The organism is Paenibacillus sp. 1011MAR3C5 (assembly GCF_003591485.1).
In the GTDB taxonomy this organism is placed as follows: Bacteria; Bacillota; Bacilli; order Paenibacillales; family Paenibacillaceae; genus Pristimantibacillus.
The window spans coordinates 67242-88048 of record NZ_QZCF01000013.1 but is presented as its reverse complement, the minus strand read 5'-3'; the positions used below and the strand labels follow the sequence as shown (position 1 = coordinate 88048).

General features: G+C 50.3%; 19 protein-coding genes and 1 rRNA gene. 8 read left to right on the top strand and 12 right to left on the bottom strand.

Translation table 11 applies throughout. The annotated features are described in order from the left end of the window. From D3P07_RS25550 to gyrA, 6 genes are all read right to left on the bottom strand, one after another. Positions 1-327: ribosomal RNA gene (locus D3P07_RS25550) — 16S ribosomal RNA — on the bottom strand; the annotation flags it as partial. Between the two features lie 288 nt (positions 328-615). Beyond that, on the bottom strand, positions 616-1389 hold the full coding sequence (locus D3P07_RS25545; RefSeq protein WP_119803681.1) for a YfjL-like protein: 774 nt from the start codon (positions 1387-1389) through the stop codon (positions 616-618). Beyond that, complete coding sequence (locus D3P07_RS25540; protein ID WP_119803679.1) at positions 1386-1928, bottom strand: zf-HC2 domain-containing protein; 543 nt, start codon at positions 1926-1928, stop codon at positions 1386-1388. The genes D3P07_RS25545 and D3P07_RS25540 overlap by 4 nt, the downstream gene beginning before the upstream one ends. Then, positions 1925-2413 carry an RNA polymerase sigma factor gene (locus D3P07_RS25535; RefSeq protein WP_119803677.1) on the bottom strand — a complete coding sequence of 163 codons (489 nt, stop codon included), beginning with the start codon at positions 2411-2413 and terminating at the stop codon, positions 1925-1927. The genes D3P07_RS25540 and D3P07_RS25535 overlap by 4 nt, the downstream gene beginning before the upstream one ends. 138 nt (positions 2414-2551) lie before the next feature. After that, a complete protein-coding gene (locus D3P07_RS25530; protein WP_119803675.1) occupies positions 2552-3628 on the bottom strand; it encodes an HD-GYP domain-containing protein in 1077 nt (358 codons plus the stop codon). 35 nt (positions 3629-3663) lie between these two features. Then, positions 3664-6183: a DNA gyrase subunit A gene (gyrA, locus tag D3P07_RS25525; protein ID WP_119803673.1), complete on the bottom strand. Its 2520-nt coding sequence runs from the start codon at positions 6181-6183 to the stop codon at positions 3664-3666. Positions 6184-6513: 330 nt separating this feature from the next. Between gyrA and D3P07_RS25520 the strand changes: the two genes are divergently transcribed. After that, a complete protein-coding gene (locus D3P07_RS25520) occupies positions 6514-7293 on the top strand; it encodes a YheC/YheD family protein (protein WP_259391689.1) in 780 nt (259 codons plus the stop codon). 132 nt (positions 7294-7425) lie between these two features. Here the strand turns inward: D3P07_RS25520 and gyrB are convergent, their stop codons facing one another. The 6 genes from gyrB to dnaA form a co-directional block, all read right to left on the bottom strand. Then, complete coding sequence (gene gyrB / locus D3P07_RS25515) at positions 7426-9336, bottom strand: DNA topoisomerase (ATP-hydrolyzing) subunit B (RefSeq protein WP_119803671.1); 1911 nt, start codon at positions 9334-9336, stop codon at positions 7426-7428. Between the two features lie 38 nt (positions 9337-9374). Beyond that, positions 9375-9626: an extracellular matrix regulator RemB gene (remB, locus tag D3P07_RS25510; protein WP_119803669.1), complete on the bottom strand. Its 252-nt coding sequence runs from the start codon at positions 9624-9626 to the stop codon at positions 9375-9377. Positions 9627-9842: 216 nt separating this feature from the next. Then, positions 9843-10952 carry a DNA replication/repair protein RecF gene (gene recF, locus D3P07_RS25505; RefSeq protein WP_119803667.1) on the bottom strand — a complete coding sequence of 370 codons (1110 nt, stop codon included), beginning with the start codon at positions 10950-10952 and terminating at the stop codon, positions 9843-9845. Positions 10953-10980: 28 nt separating this feature from the next. Continuing rightward, positions 10981-11199 (bottom strand): S4 domain-containing protein YaaA, encoded by a 219-nt coding sequence (yaaA, locus tag D3P07_RS25500; RefSeq protein ID WP_119803665.1) that lies wholly within the window; start codon positions 11197-11199, stop codon positions 10981-10983. 36 nt (positions 11200-11235) lie between these two features. After that, positions 11236-12378, bottom strand: coding sequence for a DNA polymerase III subunit beta (gene dnaN / locus D3P07_RS25495; protein WP_119803663.1), 1143 nt, complete (start codon positions 12376-12378; stop codon positions 11236-11238). A gap of 158 nt (positions 12379-12536) precedes the next feature. Further along, the gene (gene dnaA, locus D3P07_RS25490; protein ID WP_119803661.1) at positions 12537-13889 is read right to left on the bottom strand and encodes a chromosomal replication initiator protein DnaA; all 1353 of its coding nucleotides are present in this window, start codon (positions 13887-13889) and stop codon (positions 12537-12539) included. A gap of 563 nt (positions 13890-14452) precedes the next feature. On the opposite strand from dnaA, the gene rpmH reads away from it, so the two are divergent. The 7 genes from rpmH to rsmG all read left to right on the top strand — a co-directional run bounded on the left by rpmH (position 14453) and on the right by rsmG (position 20667). Next, positions 14453-14587 (top strand): 50S ribosomal protein L34, encoded by a 135-nt coding sequence (gene rpmH / locus D3P07_RS25485; RefSeq protein WP_087572533.1) that lies wholly within the window; start codon positions 14453-14455, stop codon positions 14585-14587. A 102-nt stretch (positions 14588-14689) separates the two neighbouring features. Then, positions 14690-15028, top strand: a complete 339-nt coding sequence (rnpA, locus tag D3P07_RS25480) for a ribonuclease P protein component (RefSeq protein WP_119803659.1) — start codon at positions 14690-14692, stop codon at positions 15026-15028. Between the two features lie 107 nt (positions 15029-15135). Then, positions 15136-15915 carry a YidC/Oxa1 family membrane protein insertase gene (locus D3P07_RS25475; RefSeq protein ID WP_119803657.1) on the top strand — a complete coding sequence of 260 codons (780 nt, stop codon included), beginning with the start codon at positions 15136-15138 and terminating at the stop codon, positions 15913-15915. Continuing rightward, positions 15912-16532 carry an RNA-binding cell elongation regulator Jag/EloR gene (gene jag, locus D3P07_RS25470; RefSeq protein ID WP_119803655.1) on the top strand — a complete coding sequence of 207 codons (621 nt, stop codon included), beginning with the start codon at positions 15912-15914 and terminating at the stop codon, positions 16530-16532. Before D3P07_RS25475 ends, jag begins: the two co-directional genes overlap by 4 nt. 131 nt (positions 16533-16663) lie before the next feature. Further along, complete coding sequence (gene mnmE, locus D3P07_RS25465; RefSeq protein WP_119803653.1) at positions 16664-18043, top strand: tRNA uridine-5-carboxymethylaminomethyl(34) synthesis GTPase MnmE; 1380 nt, start codon at positions 16664-16666, stop codon at positions 18041-18043. A gap of 11 nt (positions 18044-18054) precedes the next feature. Further along, the gene (gene mnmG / locus D3P07_RS25460) at positions 18055-19941 is read left to right on the top strand and encodes a tRNA uridine-5-carboxymethylaminomethyl(34) synthesis enzyme MnmG (protein ID WP_119803651.1); all 1887 of its coding nucleotides are present in this window, start codon (positions 18055-18057) and stop codon (positions 19939-19941) included. 3 nt (positions 19942-19944) lie between these two features. Further along, positions 19945-20667 carry a 16S rRNA (guanine(527)-N(7))-methyltransferase RsmG gene (gene rsmG / locus D3P07_RS25455; protein ID WP_119803649.1) on the top strand — a complete coding sequence of 241 codons (723 nt, stop codon included), beginning with the start codon at positions 19945-19947 and terminating at the stop codon, positions 20665-20667. Positions 20668-20807: the final 140 nt, after the last annotated feature.

The following is a 20807-nucleotide window of genomic DNA, read 5'->3' as shown; positions in this document are numbered from 1 at the left end:
CCAGTGTGGCCGATCACCCTCTCAGGTCGGCTACGCATCGTCGCCTTGGTGAGCCATTACCTCACCAACTAGCTAATGCGCCGCAGGTCCATCTGTAAGTGACAGATTGCTCCGTCTTTCCCGAATCAGCCATGCGACCGATTCGCGTATCCGGTATTAGCATCCGTTTCCGAATGTTATCCCAGTCTTACAGGCAGGTTACCTACGTGTTACTCACCCGTCCGCCGCTAACCTTACGTTTCCGAAGAAACGTGAGGTCCGCTCGACTTGCATGTATTAGGCACGCCGCCAGCGTTCGTCCTGAGCCAGGATCAAACTCTCCATAAAAGTGTTTGACTTGCTCAATAACGTTGTTGCTTCGAAATCTCTCATAACCAGCAAGCTGATTATGGAAACTTCGTTATCGATTCAATCTTGCGATTGTATCGGGCAGTTTCGCTCGTTGTTCAGTTTTCAAAGAACAATTATTTGTCTTTCGTTTGTTGCGTGTCAGCCGTATGTCTCAGCGGCGACTTAGATAATATATCATGTATGCCTATACGATTGCAAGCTTTTTTTATCATTTTTTTAATTTCTTTTTTCATTCCTTATATATTCCTTATTAAACCGTTACTATCAGCCTTTGTCTTCTCCTTTAATCGTTACAATAATGCCGTCGTATTCTTTATTCGCCCTTGCTTTCTCCAGAATGGACAACAGCTCCCCACCTGCAATATGTTTATCCCTTACCCCGTAAATCATAAGCAGCTTCTCTCCAAACTCAACATCCATCCCATACTGCTTAATTGGATAGCCCTGCGCCGTCGCCCAATTATAGGACCTGTTAATCCATTCGGCCGCTTCCGCCAGATCCGTATCATCCGTATCAAGACTCATATTTAAGTGCAAGGGAATCGGCAGACGAGGATTCAGCTTCATATCCAGATCCAGCATATCCTTGTAGTCTTTCACTTCCTCCGTCTGATACATGACGAACACATGGCGGATCGCAATGCCAAGCTGTTCCGACAGCTCCTTCTCCAATATAGCGGCATATTCCTTCGATAACCTGTGCAAGGTCTGATCATATTCCATCACTTTAAAAGAATAATCATCCCTAATATCATGCTTGCCATGATATTCGACGTAGAAACGTGTATCGGCGCTCGTACGCGACTGAATTTGCGCAATGTAGGAACTGTCTTTAAAGTTATACCCTACCCGAGATACGAACTCGTATTCCAGCTTCGGATAATGCGCCGCGATATGCCGTTCGATCGCTGACTTTGCGATTGCAGACGAGATGGGGTTGCCTACAAAAGCATTAGTCACAAATAAAATAAGCCCTATGAGTGAAAATGCGATAATTCCCGCAATCACCCGCATCATCTTTTTTCGTGAAGTTTTCATCCTAATCGACTCCCTTTCTGAAAAGCATATTGCAACAGTAATCCAATCACGACCCCCATAACGGTCAGCAATGCATATATCCCACTGTAAGGCAGGCTAGTGCCCCATACAATCGGGTCCCAGCCGCCTCTTATTACACTATTAATGAATTGATACAGGTAGGATGCTACGAATACAATCAAAGGCATTGCCAAGCTCCAGCCCCGCTTCAAGCTGAACACAGCGAGTGCACCCACAAAAGGCATAATGATCAGGTTATAGAACATGCCGAATGATCCCGTCATTGCAATGCCGATAATAGCCCCAACCAGCAGTACAAAGAGCTGAGTCATGACTACTCCTCGTTTGATCGCTGCAAGGATGCGTTGATCTTGTGATACATCCCGCTCCGGCAGTTCCTTCCCATAACTATCATATTCCGCGCGCATTGCGGGATCCTTCTTCATATAGTGGTCAACCAGCGCAACCGAATCGCTGCTCGCAACCCCATCCTTCACCAAAGGAATAAGGTCCCTGATCACATCGGACGTTACCTTCATAGCCAATCCTCCTTTGCAAGCCGTTCCTTCAGCCATTTTTTTGTGCGAAAATCAATCACGCGCGCGGAGCTCTCCGATATGCCCTGTCGTTCCGCAATTTCGGCATAGCTGTAGCCTTCGACCCGCATCCCGATAACAGCCCGGGTTCGCTCATCCTTCTCCTGCAGCAAGACAAGTACATATTCCGCAAGCTCGGCCGTTATCATATGGCCTTCTATACTTGTTGCCACGTACAGTTGAAGAAGGTCGTTATATTCAACGCTGGCCTTCTGCCTCTTCAGATGGTCCAGCCACTTATGTCTGGCAATGGAGCATAGCCATGTTTTTAGAGAAGACTGCCCTTTAAAACGATGGATCGACTTTATCGCGCTAATAAAGGTTTCGGATAACAGGTCATCCGCAAGAGAAGGATTGTTCGTCAGGGACAGCACATAATGATACACATCTTGCTTATATTCTCGATATAACCGCTCAATCTGCTTCATCGCTGCCCCCCTTCCCTTATTTAGTCGACACTCCGCAGCCTTTCGTTACACTTCCGCACAAAAAAAGAACAAGCCTATCTCCATTTCCCATTTTTCCGGAAATGATCGATAGGCTTGCTGTAGATGGTGCATATACGATTACTTCACAACTTCCTTGATATGAAGATGCCGTGCAACCGTTAAATTTTCGATGACGCCATTAATGGATACCCATGGCCGCGTCGGATGCGTCCGTTCCGAGAATACGATCTCCCCAATCCGGTCGTCGCTCAGGCGAACAACCGTGCCGTTATGGAATTGCGTAACTCTCTCGACGAACGTTCTGACATAGCCGGGGTCCAGCTTACCGAAGGCATCGCTCTGAATTTGTTCCAGCACCAGGTAAGGCGACGCCGCTTTGCGATACGACTTATTCAGCGTCATCGCATGGAAGATATCCGCAATGCTGACGATCTTGGCGTAGGGATGAATCTTGCTGGAATCGATGCCGAGCGGATAGCCTGTACCGTCTACCTTCTCATGATGCTGCAGCGCCGCAAGCTTTACGCCTTCATTCAGCGCTGCGACATTCTTGAGCAGCTGATAGCCGAGCACAGTATGACGCTTCATCTCTTCCTTCTCATCTTGCGTAAGCGCATTGGGCTTGGACAAAATGCTTCGATCAATGCGTACGTTGCCAATATCCTTCAGAAGGCCGGCCAGGGCGACCTGCATCCATTCCTTCTGCGGCTGCCCGACCCATTGTGCAATCAGATAGGATGTCATGGCTGATGTCACACTATTATGAAGCAAATAATCGCGTTCCTGGAACGTTCTTGGCGCGAATGTAAGAATCTTATAATCCGCAATATGCTGGAGCAGCCGCTCCAACTGCGTGCGAATATCCATGATCGGCATGCCTTGTCCCGTAATGTAGGAGTTGAACACATGCCGGAGCACGTCGATCATCTTCTCGTATTCGCGTTGCAATGGGGTAGCCGGTAGCTGCCCCTTTGCCCCCGCGCCATCTTTCTCTTCCGCCTTCTCATCGCCGGCCTTCGATTCGCTGAAGCTGTTCACTACCGTAACGCTGGTTACGAGAAAAGCCTGCAGTATGTCGATTTCCTTCGAAGTGATAACCTTACCCTTCTGAAACAAAACGCTCCCAAGCGGGGTGAGGACATCTTCTCCGATCTTGTCGCCAAGCTTAAGTTGCGCAACTGCTACTGTTCCCACGGAAGTCCCCTCCCCTGTGTGCTGGATTTATCCATTTATTCAGAGACGGAAGGGCCTTCTGTGCCTTCTGCGCCTTCAATGCCCTCAGCGCCTTCTTCCAGTCCGTCTTCTTCCGATTCGCCATCATTCACTTCACTGCGGGCGACTCGCGTTACGGTCGCAACCGTGTCATCCTCACGCGTATGGATCAACCGGACGCCCTGCGTATTACGGCCCATCGTGGAGATTCCCTCCATGCTGGTCCGAATAAGTGTGCCAAGCGCGGTCATGATCATCAAGTCCTCATCGTTCTCTACGACTTTCAGCGAGACGATCGGTCCGTTCTTATCCGTCACGTTCAGCGTCTTGATGCCTTTTCCGCCACGATTCTGAATCCGGTACTCGCTAATCGGCGTACGTTTGCCGTAGCCTTTGGAGGTTACGATCAGCACGTCTTTATCCATTACGACAACGTCCATATCGATAACCGCATCGTCATCATCAAGACCGATACCCTTCACGCCTGTAGCGGAACGTCCCATGGAGCGGACATCCTGCTCGGAGAAGCGGATCGACATGCCTTGAGCCGTACCCATAATAATCTCCTGGTTGCCGTCCGTCAGCTTCACGCCGATCAGATCGTCATCCTCGCGCAAGGAGATGGCAATGAGGCCGACCTTACGGATATTGACGTAGTCATCGAGCGGCGTCTTCTTCACGACGCCTTGTCTGGTCGCGAAGAACAGATAATGCTCGGAGTCGAAGGCTTGTACCGGGATCACCGCATTAACCGTCTCACCCTGCTCGATCTGAATCAGGTTGATAATCGGCGTTCCTCTTGCCGTGCGGCTGAGGTCCGGAATCTCGTATGCCTTCAGCTTGTACACTTTGCCCTTGTTCGTGAAGAAGAGCAAGAAGTGATGCGTGTTGGAGACGAAGAGATGCTCGACGAAGTCGTGCTCCTTCGTATCCATGCCGACTACGCCCTTGCCTCCGCGCTTCTGGCTGCGGTACGTCGTAACAGGCAGACGCTTGATGTAGCCGGAATGCGTAATCGAGATAATTACGTCCTCACGCGGGATCAGATCCTCATCGAGAATTTCTTCGTCGCTTGCCGTAATCTCAGTACGGCGCTCGTCTCCGAATCTCTCCTTGATCTCGTTCAGCTCGGTGCTGATAATATCAAGCACAAGCTGCTCGTCAGCAAGAATTGCTTTGTATTCCGCAATCTTCCTCATCAGCTCAGCATATTCCGCTTCGATCTTGTCGCGCTCGAGGCCTGTCAGGCGTTGAAGACGCATGTCCAGAATCGCTTGCGCTTGCTCATGCGTAAGCGAGAAGCGCGTGATCAAGCCTTCGCGGGCTTCATCCGCTGTCTGAGAAGCACGAATGAGCGCAATGACTTCATCCAGATGGTCAAGCGCAATGCGCAAGCCTTCCAGAATATGAGCGCGGGCTTCCGCTTTCTTCAGATCGTATTCCGTACGGCGACGGATAACTTCGATCTGATGCTGCAAGTAATGATACAGCATATCTCGCAAATTCAACGTCTTCGGCTCGCCGTTAACCAGCGCCAGCATGTTAATGCCGAAGTTGGATTGCAGCTGTGTCTGCTTGTATAGATTGTTCAGCACGACACTTGGATTCACATCACGGCGAAGCTCGATCACGACGCGCATGCCGTTGCGATCCGACTCATCGCGAAGATCTGTGATGCCTTCAATCTTCTTCTCGCGTACCAGCTCGGCAATCTTCTCCACCAACCGGGCCTTAATGACCTGGTAAGGAAGCTCATGCACAATAATACGCGCCTTGCCGCCGTCTTCCTCGATCGTCGCGCGTGCGCGCATGGTCACGGAGCCGCGACCCGTCAGGTAAGCCTGACGAATACCGCTGTGCCCCATAACGAAAGCTGCCGTCGGGAAGTCCGGTCCCTTCACATATTCCATCAGCTCGAGTGGCGTTATATCCGGATTGCGGATAAGCGCCTGCGTGCCGTCAATGACTTCATTCAAATTATGTGGCGGTATATTGGTCGCCATACCTACGGCAATGCCGGTAACGCCGTTGACGAGCAGGTTCGGGAACCTCGAAGGCAGAACCACTGGCTCATGCTCCTCGCCGTCATAGTTCGGCGCAAAATCAATGGTTTCTTTGTTAATATCCCGCAGAAGCTCCATCGCCATCTTGGATAAGCGTGCTTCCGTGTAACGCATGGCTGCCGCCATATCACCGTCGATCGAACCAAAGTTGCCATGTCCGTCAACGAGCATATAGCGCATGGAGAAGTCCTGCGCCATCCTGACCATGGATTCATAGACTGCCGAATCGCCATGAGGATGATACTTGCCGATAACCTCGCCCACGATTCTCGCCGACTTCTTGTGAGGCTTGTCCGGTGACATGCCCAGTTCAGACATTGCATACAGAATACGCCGATGCACCGGCTTAAGCCCGTCCCTTACATCAGGCAACGCGCGGCTTACGATGATACTCATCGCATAGTCCATAAAGGAATCTCGCATCTCCGTACCGATATCGCGGTCTGTCACTGACATTCGTTGTTCTTCCGCCATGCTTTACCTCCCTGACGTGATCTATCTGATTGCCCAAATAGGAATTCCATTATATTACTTTCACAAAAGCAGTACATATAAACCTAGCTTGGGCTATGTTCCTGGTTATCTGTCCCTTACATGAAGAATCGGCAAAAAATAGGCCAACTTTCACTCTCCATCTCAAAAAAAACGTCATAAAGTAAACAGACCCAACTTTTATTATACCATTCATTCCAGTGTCTGTCTTGTGTCAAGCCAGCTGAGACCAAGAAATATTGCTTATAGATTCAGGATTGAACCCCGGGCGATTCCGATCCAAAACCATTATGTTTGAAAAGAAGAGGTGATATGACGTTGGCGATTCAGCGCGTTAGGAGCAAATGGGCGAAAACAAAGGTTCTGAACAGAGCCAGCGACCTGCGCCAATACGTTCCGCACACGAAACGATTCAATCGCGAGACACTTCGCTCCATGCTGGATGAGTATGAGATGGTCTATGTGAAGCCGGACAGCGGAACCTTCGGCAAAGGCGTCATCCGCGTGGAGAAAACATCCGAGCCCTCCCAAGGCTATCGCTATCAAATCCAGAAGGACGGCCGCTTCGCTGCGACGTTCGACGTACTTTACGAAGGATTGCAGCGCTACACCGGCAAGAAGGGCTACCTCATACAAAAGGGGGTCCATCTGCTGAAGCATCAGAAGCGGCGCTTCGATATCCGCGTCATGGTGCAAAAGAACTTGCAAAACAAATGGGAGACGACGGCCATTATCGGACGCTTGTCGGCTCCGCGCAACGTGGTCACGAACTACCATAGCGGCGGGACGATAATGACCTTCGAGAAGCTGATGTCGGCGCATCTCTCCCCCGCCGAAATTAGCGCATACAGCAGTCGGCTGAAGAAGCTAGGCACGGCGATCGGCCGCCAGCTCAGTACCGCTTATCCGAATCTCAAGGAGCTTGGAGCCGACGTTGCGATCGATACGAAGCTGCATCCATGGGTGCTTGAAGTGAATACGAAGCCGCATCCCTATATTTACAAGATATTGTCCGACAAAAGCATCTACCGGAAAGTCCGCAAGTATTCACTGGCCTATGGCGGAATGAAAGCCAAAAGCTCCGGTCGCTAGCCATATCGTCCGGCCTTAGTTGACAGAACGGCAGCGCGTTCTCGCCTTTGGGCTCCTTGCAAGCATATTGACGGCACGCAATCCCATCGCACAAAAAAAGAGCAGCTCCCAAGGGCTGCTCTTTCGCTATGATTAAAAATCCAGGTTCGTTACATATTTTGCATATTTCTGAATGAACTCGCGGCGCGGCTCGACGTTGTCGCCCATAAGCGTATCGAAGATCGTGTCGGCTTCGATCGCATCTTGGATCGACACTTGCAGCATGGACCGGCTCTCCGGATCCATCGTCGTCTCCCATAGCTGGACGGCATCCATCTCGCCTAGTCCCTTGTAGCGCTGGATGTTCACTTTGACGCCTTCGCCAAATTCGGCGAGCACGACATCTCTTTCCTTCTCCGTCAGCGCGTAGCGGACAACCTTATTGCGCTCAATCTTGAAGAGCGGCGGCTGGGCGATGTAGACGAAGCCCGCCTCGATAATCTGGCGCATGTAGCGATAGAAGAAGGTCAGCAGCAGCGTACGAATATGCGCGCCGTCGACGTCGGCATCCGTCATAATAATAATCTTGTGATAACGAGCCTTCGCGATATCGAAGTCATCGCTGATGCCTGTGCCGAGCGCCGTAATGATCGCGCGAATCTCGGCATTGCCGAGAATACGGTCCAGACGGGCCTTCTCAACGTTCAGGATCTTGCCCCGCAGCGGCAGAATCGCCTGGAAATGACGATCGCGGCCTTGCTTCGCAGAGCCGCCTGCGGAGTCGCCTTCGACAATGTACAGCTCGCTGATCGATGCATCCTTGGACGAGCAGTCAGCCAGCTTGCCAGGCAGCGAGCCTACTTCCAGCGCGCTCTTGCGGCGCGTCAGCTCACGCGCTTTGCGCGCTGCTTCACGAGCACGCGCAGCTTGAAGACCCTTCTCGACGATACGGCGGGATACGCCCGGATTCTCTTCGAGGAACTCCTGGAACTTCTCGGCAAAGAACGATTCCACAATGCCGCGAACTTCACTGTTGCCGAGCTTTGTCTTCGTCTGGCCTTCGAATTGCGGCTCAGGAATCTTCACGGAAATGATCGCCGTAAGACCCTCACGCACATCATCGCCGGAGAAGTTGGAATCATTGTCCTTGATCAAGTTGGACTTGCGGGCGTAATCGTTAATAATACGCGTCAGCGCGCTCTTGAAGCCGGACTCATGCGTTCCGCCCTCATGCGTGTTGATATTGTTCGCGAAGGAATAGATATTCTCGCTATAGCTGTCGTTGTACTGCAGAGCAACCTCGACCTGGATATGGTCCTTCGAGCCCTCTACATAGATCGGCGTCTCATGCAGCGCTTCACGGTTCCGGTTCAGGAACAAGACAAACTCATTGAGTCCGCCGTCATACTTGAACGAATTGGACACATCTGTACGCTCGTCCGTTAGCGTAATCTCAATGCCTTTGTTCAGGAACGCCAGCTCGCGAATCCGGTTTTGCAGAATCTCGTATTCATAGACCGTAGTCTCGGTAAAGATCTCGGTGTCAGGCAAAAAGGTCGTGCGCGTACCTGTCGTCTCCGTATCCCCAATGATCTTGACATCATATTGCGGAATGCCCCTGCGGTATTCTTGCTGATAAACCTTGCCGTCGCGGCTGACTTGCACGTTAACATGCTCCGACAGCGCGTTCACGACGGATACGCCGACGCCATGCAGACCGCCGGATACTTTATAGCCTTCGCCGCCGAATTTGCCGCCTGCGTGAAGGACGGTCATCACGACCTCCAGCGTCGACTTCTGCAGCTTTGTATTCATGCCGACCGGAATACCCCGGCCGTTATCTATGACGGTAATGCTGTTATTCTCGTGAACGATAACATCGATCTTGGTGCAATGGCCGGCCAGCGCTTCGTCGATACTGTTATCGACGACCTCCCATACCAGGTGGTGAAGGCCTTTCCCGCTGGTGGAGCCGATATACATTCCGGGACGTTTGCGTACCGCCTCTAATCCTTCCAGGACCTGTATCTGACTCTCGTCATACGTATGCTGTTCCAAAGACATGCAAGTTCACTGCTCCTCTCAACTGCTCTTCCTGTTCGTTATCCATTCGCCGCAAAATGATGTGCTCGCTTCTTGAGCGTAGAGGATGATATCGGCGAATAATATATTTTCTTCTGCGTGACGACAATGGACTTCGGCTCTTCTTCGCCGATCGTCTCCACGTCCTTGCGCTTGCGCGCGCCCGCGACGAATTGCTTGGACAGCTTGGAAGATTGCTCGATGGAAATATCGAATATCGCCACCAGCTCGGCCGCGCGGATAATTTTCTCTCCGCCCAAATGAATATACATTTCCGGTTCACTTCTCCTTATTCGCCCGAGTCATTAGAGGTTGTTCAAAAAGTCCACTTTTGATCACGAAGCCGACCAGGAAGCCTACTCGACATCGAATATGGCATTCGGCCGGAACTTTCGGTGCTCACGTAGCTCCACTACGCTCCGCTCCTCATTTCCTAGCCTCATCCCATCTTCTTGGTGCTGAAAACCGGACTTTTTGAACACGGACTATTAGACCGTCACGTTGCCTTCACGCACATGATAGATACCGGCATCTTGGAGCTTCGCCATATTGACGCTCTCCAGGCCGGTTGTTGTAATAAACGTCTGTACTTTGCTTTGAAAGGTTTCTATCAGCTGCGTCTGCCGATTCTGGTCAAGCTCCGACAAGACATCGTCCAGCAGCAGCAGCGGATATTCGCCGATCTCCTCGTTGATCAGCTCGATCTCCGCGAGCTTCAACGACAGCGCCGTCGTGCGCTGCTGTCCCTGCGATCCGAATATTTGAGCTTCCTTGCCGTTGATGAAGAAGGCGAGGTCGTCGCGATGCGGTCCCGCAAGCGTAACCCCTCTCCGAATCTCCTGATCTTTCACCTGTGTTAACTTTATCATAAATTGATCAAATAAAACAGATTCATCTTGCAGCGCATCCGCATCGAAGGACGGGCGATACTGGATGGAGAGCTTCTCCATGCCGCCTGTAATGCCCGCATGGATCTGCTCCGCGAACGTTTCCAATTTATGAATAAAGTGTTTCCTTTTTTTCATGATTTTAACACCGAACTCGGCAAGCTGCATATTCCATACGTCGAGCATAGCCGTATTCACGCTGCCGGGCGTGGCGGTCTTGAGGTAGTTGTTGCGCTGCTGGAGCACTTTGCCGTATTGCGTCAGCGTATGCAAATAACCGGGCTGTACCTGTCCGATCTCCATGTCGAGAAATCTTCTGCGTACGCCCGGCGCGCCCTTCACAATCTCCAAATCTTCCGGAGCAAACATCACCACATTGACCGAGCCAATGAAGTTGCTCAGCTTGCGCTGCTCCAGTCCGTTAATCTTAGCTTTCTTGCCTTGGGAGGAATAGGTCAAGTCAAGCGTCACGTTGCCGTACCGCTTGCTGACCTCTCCCGCGATTCTCGCTGTATCGCCCTGCCAGCCGATCAGTTCCTTGTCCTTCGACGTTCGATGAGACTTGGACAGTGCCAGCGCGAATATCGCTTCCAGCAAGTTCGTCTTCCCTTGCGCGTTAGGCCCTAGGAAGACATTCACTTTATTCGGCGTTGCGAGCTTCAGCTCGCGATAGTTGCGGTAGTTCTGCAATTCAATGCTGTTTAAGAACACTCTCCGAGCCTCCCGGTTCCTCCGCGTTTCACTTGCCGGCTACGACCCTAAATTCGCCGCAGCCTTCGACTTCCACGCGGTCGCCTGCATAGAGCTTTCTGCCGCGCCGGTTATCCGGCTCACCGTTAATGTGGACAACTGCTTCCTGGAGAAAAAATTTCGCTTGTCCACCTGTGGATATACAGTCAGCCAGCTTGAGGAATTGTCCCAGCGCGATATATTCCGTACGGATTTCCACTTCTTTCATGCGATTGCTCGTTCCTCTCGTAGCCTTCGGACGACGTTAGTTCGTCGTGCGGTAAGGCAAAATGACATACATGCTATAGTCATGATCCATTGGCTTAATAATAATCGGTCTCATGGCGCCCGTGAAGCCGATGAACAGCTGCTCGCTGTCGATGACCTTCAGCACATCGAGCATATATTTGGAGTTGAATGCGATGCGCAGCGGCTGGCCGGACATGCTCTTGGCTTCTAGCTGTTCCGTTACGCGGCCTAGCTCGGTAGAGCTGGAGGAAATCTCGATCATGCCGTCTTCCAGCGTAGCCAGACGTACGATGTTCGTCTTCTCCTCACGCGACATCAGATAGGCGCGGTCGATGGCGTCCATGACATTTTTGGTATCCAGGACGAGTTCGGTTTCGAATATTTGCGGAATAATCTTCGATGTATCCGGATAAGTGCCGTCCAGAATGCGCGTGTAGAACAAAATATTATCCACTTTGAAAAGCACTTGGTTTTCGGCTACGACGATATCCACAAGCGTGTTCTGATCCGGGATCAGTCTGGAGAGCTCGCCAAGCGTCTTCGCGGAGATGACGACATTGCTGAATTGCAGCGCTCCGTCGGCATCCACCTTCGTTGTGCGGCTGGCCAGGCGGTGGCGGTCTGTCGCTGTAAATTTCAATTGCCCCTCTTGCAGGTTCCACAATACGCCAGTCAGAATCGGGGTTTGTTCGCTGGTAGAAGCGGCCAGAATGGTCTGCCTGATCATCGATTTGACCAGATCGCCAGGAACTTGCAGGAACTCATCTTGCTCAACGGATGGCAGAATCGGGAATTCCTCCGGATCCAAGCCGACCATTTGGATTTCTGTTGATCCCGAACGAATGATGGTTTGATAGCTTGGTCCTACTTCAATGACGACTTGGTCGGAAGGGAGCTTCTTTACGATTTCGACAAAAAACTTGGCTGGAAGCACGACACTTCCCGGCTTTTCGACTTGTGCAATAATCGTATCCCCTTGTTCTACGGTGATAAAGCTTTGAATAGATATATCAGTATCACTGGCAGTCAGTGTTACGTATTGGTGGTTAACGTCGATCTTAATGCCTCCGAGAATCGGAATAGCGGGACGAGAGGACGCTGCTTTGGCTACTTGTTGTATGGCATCGTTCAGCTCGTTTTTGGAAATCGTTAGTTTCATTTCGTCACCCGTTTCTGCTTATTTTTAATGATATTATTTTAAAGATTTATTAGTAGAAGTAGTAGTAGGGGCCCTGAATATGTGGATAACCCCGAAAAATGGCGATAAATCAAGCCTATCCACATGTGCATAGCGTGTGCATAGGCTTGATTAGTTGTTCACATTTGGTTTTTGATCTTCTCGGTCAAATTCTGAAGGATTTTGAAGAGTTCCTGGTCCACCTTCAGCTGCTGTGTAATTTTCTCATGGGCGTGTATGACGGTCGTATGATCGCGGCCTCCGAATGCCTCCCCGATCTTCGGCAGAGAGAAGTCTGTCAGCTCCCTGGACAAGTACATCGCAATCTGTCTTGGATACGCGACGGCTTTGGTCCGCTTGCGCGCCTTGAATTCCTCCAGGCGAAGCCCGTAGAACTCGCCGACCTTGGTCTGAATGTCCTGAATCGTAATCATTCGCGGACGTCCGGAAGGAATAATATCCTTCAGCGCCTCCGCAGCGAGATGTGATGTAATATCGGCGTTGATAAGCGAGGAATAGGCGACAACCCGGATGAGAGCGCCTTCCAGCTCGCGGATATTCGTATTGATCTGATTGGCGATATAGTTCATCGCTTCATTCGGTATGTCAAGGTTCTCGGCTTTGGCCTTCTTGCGCAGGATCGCGATGCGCGTCTCCAGATCCGGCGGCTGAATGTCGGTAATCAGTCCCCATTCGAAGCGGGAGCGCAGCCGGTCTTCCAGTGTCGGAATTTCTTTTGGCGGACGGTCGCTGGAGATGACGATATGCTTGCGTTCCTCGTGGAGCGCGTTAAAAGTATGGAAAAACTCCTCTTGCGTCTGCTCCTTGCCAGCTAGAAACTGAATATCGTCAATTAGCAGGACGTCGATATTGCGATACTTGGTTCGGAAGCTCTCGCCATGATTATCGCGGATGGCATTGATGAATTCATTCGTAAATTTCTCTGATGAGATATAAAGAACCCGTGTGTTGGGATTATGGTCCATAATATAATGCCCGATCGCATGCATAAGGTGCGTCTTGCCAAGACCTACGCCTCCATATAGGAAGAGAGGGTTGTACACTTTGGCCGGTGCTTCGGCTACAGCTAGCGATGCCGCGTGGGCGAAGCGATTGTTCGCGCCGACGACAAAGGTGTCGAAGGTGTACTTCGGATTAAGCATATGGGAATGCGTCTCTTCTGCAACGATGACCGGTTTGGGCGGCTTGGGCTGCATGATGACGCTTTGTTCCGTTGCCTTCGGTTCACCGATCGAAAATTTCACATCGACTTGCTTGCCCAAAAACTCGTACAGGGTCGATCGAATGAGCTTGGTATAGCGTCCTTCGAGCCATTCTGCGGCAAAAGTTGTTGGCGCCGTTATCTCAAGTACGGAATCATCCACGAAAGAAGCTTTGGTTTCCTTAAACCAGGTGTCAAAGCTTGGCTTACTTAACTTCGTCTGGATGATAGACAATACTTGTTGCCATAAATCGTAGGTATGGCTGTCCACAGACTGTCACTCCTTATCATCAATCGCGCGGGTCGCGCAGGTAAGCGGAAATATGTCGAATAGCTATTGTTATTCACGAAAGCATCCACATTATGACGGATTTTAAGAATCGAGTTATAAATAGGGGATAAACTTGTTCACAATGTTATCCACAGGTTGTTGATAAAATCGAGGGGGAAGTACACTCATCCACAACGAAAACATATCCATCATAGCAAATGATGCCTTATATTTCAACGAATTTGAGGATATTATCCACATCGTCAATAACTTGTGTATAAGAGTTATCTACAACACTAGATATTGTTTATATCTTGTTAAGATTTCGACAAAGTTCGTTTTTATAGCCGCTTTTCTATCCACATGTTATTATTTTCTGCCGAAATTCGCTCCTGTGGACAATTATTCCATACCGGGCATGCCACACGATTTGCCAATGACTGCATAAGGGAGGATACATTGACTTTTGGGCGTCATCGTGGTTTAATAGTAAAAGTGATTTTTAAAACAGGGGCGGCGTATGCCGTTTTCACATTCACATGTAATATAGGAGGTGCAGCATAATGAGACCTACATTTAAACCGAATGTAAGCAAACGTGCGAAAGTGCATGGCTTCCGCAAACGGATGAGCACGAAGAACGGTCGTAAAGTTTTGGCGGCTCGTCGTCAAAAAGGCAGAAAAGTACTGAGCGCGTAAGCAGAAGACCACGTAACGGTGGTCTTTTTTTTTGCTTACATTTAGATACGCATATTATTGGAGATAATGAGATGATGAGGAAGGGAACGGTGACGGGCAGTCATGCGCAGGTCATTGCGTCTTCGCAACCGCGAAGATTTCAACCGTATATACAGGGGCGGCAAATCGTTCGCAAACTCACAGTTCGTCGTCTATTGGTCGAGGCAGCGGATTGCTGATCCGTTCCGGCTTGGCGTATCCGCCAGCAAAAAAATCGGCAATGCCGTCATGCGAAATCGTATGCGCCGCATGGTGAAGGAAATTGTCCGTCATCTGGAAGACCGCGTGCAGCCGCATACGGACCTTATATTAATCGTAAGGAAACCGGCGACGACGATGTCGATGAAAGAGATGGAGAAGAGCGTTATTCATGTGCTGAAGAAGGCCGGTTTGCTGAAATGATAATCAAGTCGCGGGACAAGCGCCCAGCTTGTTTATTTGTGCTATAAATTATGGTATAGTCTATCTTGGAATAGAACTATGCGGATAGCTCTCAGAGAGGAGATTACATGTTGTTTCGGAATTCTAAGCGAAAATGGCTTCTAGTGCTTGGCTTGGTCATGTTGATGGGATTGCTCGCAGGTTGTGTGCCCGCTGACCATACCATGGAGACGGAGGACCTACTTAAGGGTAACTTCTGGGAGAAAAACGTTGTTTATTACTTTGCGATCACGCTTGATTCGTTCGCCGGATGGTTAGGCGGTTCGTATGTGCTTGCGATCCTGTTGCTCACGATTATCGTCCGTACGGCAATCCTGCCGCTGACGATTAAGCAATTCCGCAGCTCCAAGGCTATGCAAGCGCTCCAGCCGCAGATGGCGGAGATCAAGAAGAAATATAAGGACAACCCGCAGAAGCAGCAAGAAGAGACGATGAAGCTGTTCCAGACGCATCAAGTGAACCCGATGGCGGGCTGTTTGCCGCTGATTGTTCAGATGCCGGTCTTTATCGCGCTGTATAACGCGATTTATTGGAACAAAGACATTCGTACGGACGATATTTTCGGCTTTGTGCTTGGTGAGCCAAGCCCATGGTACTTCTTGCCGATCTTAGCGGCTGCGACGACGTTCATCCAGTCGAAAATGATGCAGAAAACACAAACCCAGCAAATGCCGGGCATGTCGATCATTCTGACGATCTTCCCAGTGTTGATCTTCGTGATGTCGATGTCGTTCCCTGCGGCGCTTCCGCTGTACTGGGTATTCAGTAACATCTATACAATCGTTCAAAACTACTTCCTGTACGTACGTTCATCAGACAAGGGTAAGAAGGAGGTCCTTGCGAAATGAAGAAAATCGTTGCATCGGGCAAGACGATAGACGATGCTGTACGTAATGGATTAACACAATGGCAAGTTACGGAAGATCGCGTGAAGATTGTTGTGCTGGAGCAGCCCTCCAAAGGGCTGTTCGGATTGATTGGCGTCAAAGAGGCGAAGGTGGAGCTTGAGCTTATACCGGATGCCTTGGAAGAAGCCGAGAAATTTCTACTTGATGTAGCAAGAACAATGGGACTGTCGGTTCGAATCGATCGTAAGCAGACGAAGGACGGCGTCCAGCTGTCTGTATCGGGCGAAGGCGAGCTCGGCATGCTGATTGGACGGCGCGGCGGTACGTTAGACGCTTTGCAGTACTTGGTGAATATTGTGGCTAACCGTTTCTCGAACAGTCATCTTCGTATCGTTCTCGATGCAGAGGATTTTCGCGAGCGTCGCCGCAAGACATTGGAGGAGCTCTCCGATCGTCTGGCGGGACGCGTCATCCGCACAAGGAAAGAGGTTGTGCTGGAGCCGATGACGCCGCTCGAACGCAAGGTTATTCATTCCCAGCTTCAGAATCACCCCAAGGTGAGAACATTCAGCAAGGGCGATGAACCGAATCGGAGAGTCGTCATTGCGCTGAAGTAGGATGAACTCTTTCTATACTTATACTCGATATGCAGCAATGGCTTCCCAAGGTCATTGCTGTTTTTCCATTCGGAATAGAAGTTTGACTAAGTTATTCCAGTAAGCCTGACCCTGAGAGGTGCTGATTCAACATGATTCAAGATACAATTGCGGCCATCTCCACAGCAGTGGGAGAAGGCGGCATTGCTATAATACGCATAAGCGGACCGCAAGCGATTAGCGGGACGGATACCATTTTCCGGTCGAAAATAAGTCTAAAGGACGCCGATTCGCATACGGTGCATTATGGACATATCATAGATCCTGCCTCTGGCGAGAAAGTGGAGGAAGTGCTGGTTACCGTGATGAAGGGACCACGCTCCTTCACAGCGGAGGATGTTGTAGAGATTAACGCGCATGGCGGCGTTATTGCGGTGAAGAAGGTGCTCGATGTTGTCCTGCAACTGGACGGTTACCGGACGGCGGAGCCGGGGGAATTCACGAAGCGTGCGTTTCTGAACGGGAGAATTGATCTGATGCAGGCGGAGGCGGTCATTGATTTGATTCGCTCCAAGTCAGATCGGGCATTCTCCGTTGCTCGCAAGCAAGCGGAAGGCGTCTTGTCGAAGCGAATTAAGTCGCTGCGGCAGACGGTTATTGAACTGCTGGCGCATATCGAGGTGAATATCGATTATCCGGAGCATGATGTCGAAGCCATGACAAGCGCCTATATCCGGGAGCAATGTGAGCTTGCCATTACGGAGATTGATAAGCTGCTAAAAACGGCAAACGAAGGCAAAATATTGCGTGAGGGCATAATGACAGCAATTGTCGGACGGCCGAATGTCGGGAAGTCCTCGCTCATGAATGTGCTGACGCAGGAGAACAAAGCGATCGTGACCGATATTCCGGGGACGACGCGCGATGTGATCGAGCAATTCGTTACGCTGAACGGCATTCCGCTGCGGCTTCTCGATACCGCAGGCATACGGGAGACAAGCGACGTAGTAGAGAAGATCGGCGTTGAGCGTTCCCGCGATGCGCTACAGGGAGCGGATCTGATTCTGTTCGTTCTGAATTATAATGAGCCTTTGGGCGACGATGACCGACAGCTGCTCCAGCAGTTGAAGGACCGTTCTGTCATCGTCATTATTAATAAGATGGATCTACCTGGTCTCTTGGAGCTTGTTGAAGTGGAGCAGTACGTATCGCCTGAGGCGATTGTACGCATGTCTGTGCTGGAAGAGAAGGGGCTCGACATTCTCGAAGCGACGATTAGCGAGATGTTCTTCGAGGGACAACTGGAAGCGAATGATCTGACTTATGTCAGCAATGTCCGGCATATCGCGCTGCTTAAGCGGGCGAAGCAATCGCTGGTAGATGCGATTGAGGCTACGCATGTCGGTATACCGATTGATGTAATTCAAATAGACGCGCGCCAGGCTTGGGAATCGCTCGGCGAAATTCTGGGCGATGAAGCGGGCGATTCGTTGATTGACCAAATATTTTCACAGTTCTGTCTTGGAAAGTAGGGTGATCGATAATGAGATATGTAGCGGGAGAATTTGATGTCATCGTCATTGGCGCCGGTCATGCCGGCTGTGAATCAGCCCTCGCATCAGCCCGGATGGGCTGCGAGACGCTGCTGCTGACGATTAATTTGGATATGGTGGCCTTCATGCCTTGCAATCCATCCATCGGGGGTCCGGCCAAAGGCCATGTCGTTCGGGAGATTGATGCGCTGGGCGGCGAGATGGGACGCAATATCGATAAAACGTTTATTCAGATGAGGATGCTGAACACAGGCAAAGGGCCTGCTGTTCATGCGCTTCGCGCACAAGCCGACAAGTTTTCGTATCAGCATCTAATGAAGAAGACGATCGAGGAGACGCCAGGTTTGACACTTCGCCAAGGCATGGCGGAAGAGCTCATCGTTGAAGATGGCAAGTGCGTAGGCATCGTGACCAAAACAGGTGCAATCTACCGTGCCAAGGCGATTGTGGTGACGACAGGCACGTATCTGCGCGGCAAGATCATTATGGGCGAGCTGATGTATGAGAGCGGACCTAACAACCAGCAGCCCTCGCTGCGTCTGTCAGCCAGCTTGAAGGAGCATGGTCTGGAGCTCATTCGTTTCAAGACCGGCACACCTCCGCGTGTGCATAAAGATACAATAGACTTCTCCAAGACGGAGATTCAACCGGGTGATGAGAAGCCAAAGTTCTTCTCGTATGAAACGGAATCATCCGATAATGAACAGCTGCCTTGCTGGCTGACGTACACGTCGGAGAAGACGCATCAAATCATTAACGACAACCTGCATCGCGCTCCAATGTTCACGGGCGCTATAGAGGGCACTGGACCGCGTTACTGCCCGTCTATCGAGGATAAGATTGTCCGTTTCGCCGACAAGCCGAAGCATCAGATCTTCCTGGAGCCGGAAGGGAAGCATACGTCGGAATATTACGTTCAAGGGTTATCCACAAGCATGCCGGAGGATGTACAGCTCAGTATTTTACGTTCTATTCCAGGATTGGAAAAAGTTGAGATGATGCGCAATGGTTATGCGATTGAGTATGACGCCGTTATCCCCACTCAGCTTTGGCCGTCGCTGGAGACAAAGAAGATCGATAGTTTATTCACAGCTGGACAAATCAATGGCACCTCAGGTTATGAGGAAGCGGCAGGACAAGGCGTCATGGCGGGCATCAATGCGGCTCGCAAAGTGCAGGGGAAAGAGCCGATTATTATTGGACGTTCCCAAGGCTATATTGGCGTTATGATTGATGATCTGGTGACAAAAGGAACGAACGATCCGTATCGCTTGCTGACTTCACGCGCAGAATACCGTCTGCTGCTCCGTCATGATAACGCGGATCTGCGTCTCACTCCGCTCGGGTTTGAGATCGGACTGATTAAGGAAGAACGCTATAATCAGTTCCTGCGTAAGAAGGAGCTGGTGGAGCAAGAGGTGGAGCGGCTTCGCAATACGAAAATTAAGCCGGATGATGTAGCTGAGATGTTGGCGTCGGCTGGTTCCGCACCGCTTACGCAAGGCGGGGATATTCTCTCGTTGCTTAGAAGACCTGAGGTAACGTATGATCATCTGGCTAGCGTGTCCCCTTCTCCTTATGAATTAACGGATGAAATGAAGGAGCAAGTCGAAATTCAAATTAAATACGCAGGTTATATCGAAAAACAGCTGCTTCAAGTCGAACGGTTGAACAAGATGGAGAAAAAGCGGATTCCAGATGACATTGATTACAATGATGTGAACAGCTTGTCTTCGGAAGCGAAGCAGAAGCTGATCGTCATTCGACCATTGTCGATTGGCCAGGCATCCCGTATTGCGGGTGTTACGCCTGCTGATATTTCCATCCTGCTCGTCTACCTGGAACATTATAATCGTGTAACTGCGGCTAGAGGGTAAGCAATGGATAAAACAACAGAGTGGTTCACGCAAGTGCTGAAGGAGAGAGGCATTCCTCTCTCCGAGCAGCAGCTTCAGCAATTCGAGCTTTATTACACGATGCTGGTGGATTGGAATGAACGAATGAATCTGACAGGTATAACGGAGCGGGATGCTGTCTATGAGAAGCATTTCTACGATTCCGTGTCCCTGGCTTTTTATACGGATGTGAATAAGGTACAGCGATTGGCCGACATTGGATCGGGCGCTGGATTTCCTAGCATTCCTCTTAAGATCTGTTTCCCGCATGTGAATGTATTGATTGTAGATTCGCTGAATAAGCGAATTGGCTTTTTGAAAGCGTTAAGCGAGCAATTAGGGTTGTCGGGTGTGGAATGCGTTCATGGTCGTGCAGAGGATATAGCCAGGCTTCCGGAGCACCGGGATCAATATGATCTTGTAACAGCAAGGGCGGTAGCAAGGCTGAACGTACTGAATGAGTTCTGTTTGCCTTTTGTGAAGAAAGGCGGATTATTCGCCGCGATGAAGGGTGCTCAATCGGATGGAGAGGTGAGAGAGGCTTCCTTTAGCTTAAGAGAGTTGAAGGGAAAGCTATTGTCTCAGCATGCTTTCAGCTTGCCTAATGAACAATCAGAACGTCATATCGTGCTGGTTGAAAAGAAGGACATCACGCCTAAAAAGTATCCGCGCAAAGCGGGTACGCCATTGAAACAGCCTCTTTTGTAAATCTTGTAATGTTTCACGTGGAACATTACATCAGACCTTATGGAACGGTCTGAGGGTTAATCCGTATGATTATAGCCGGACTCTAATAGAGTTGTGACGAAATATCGGATTTTATAGGTGAATGTATTGTATTTTCTGCA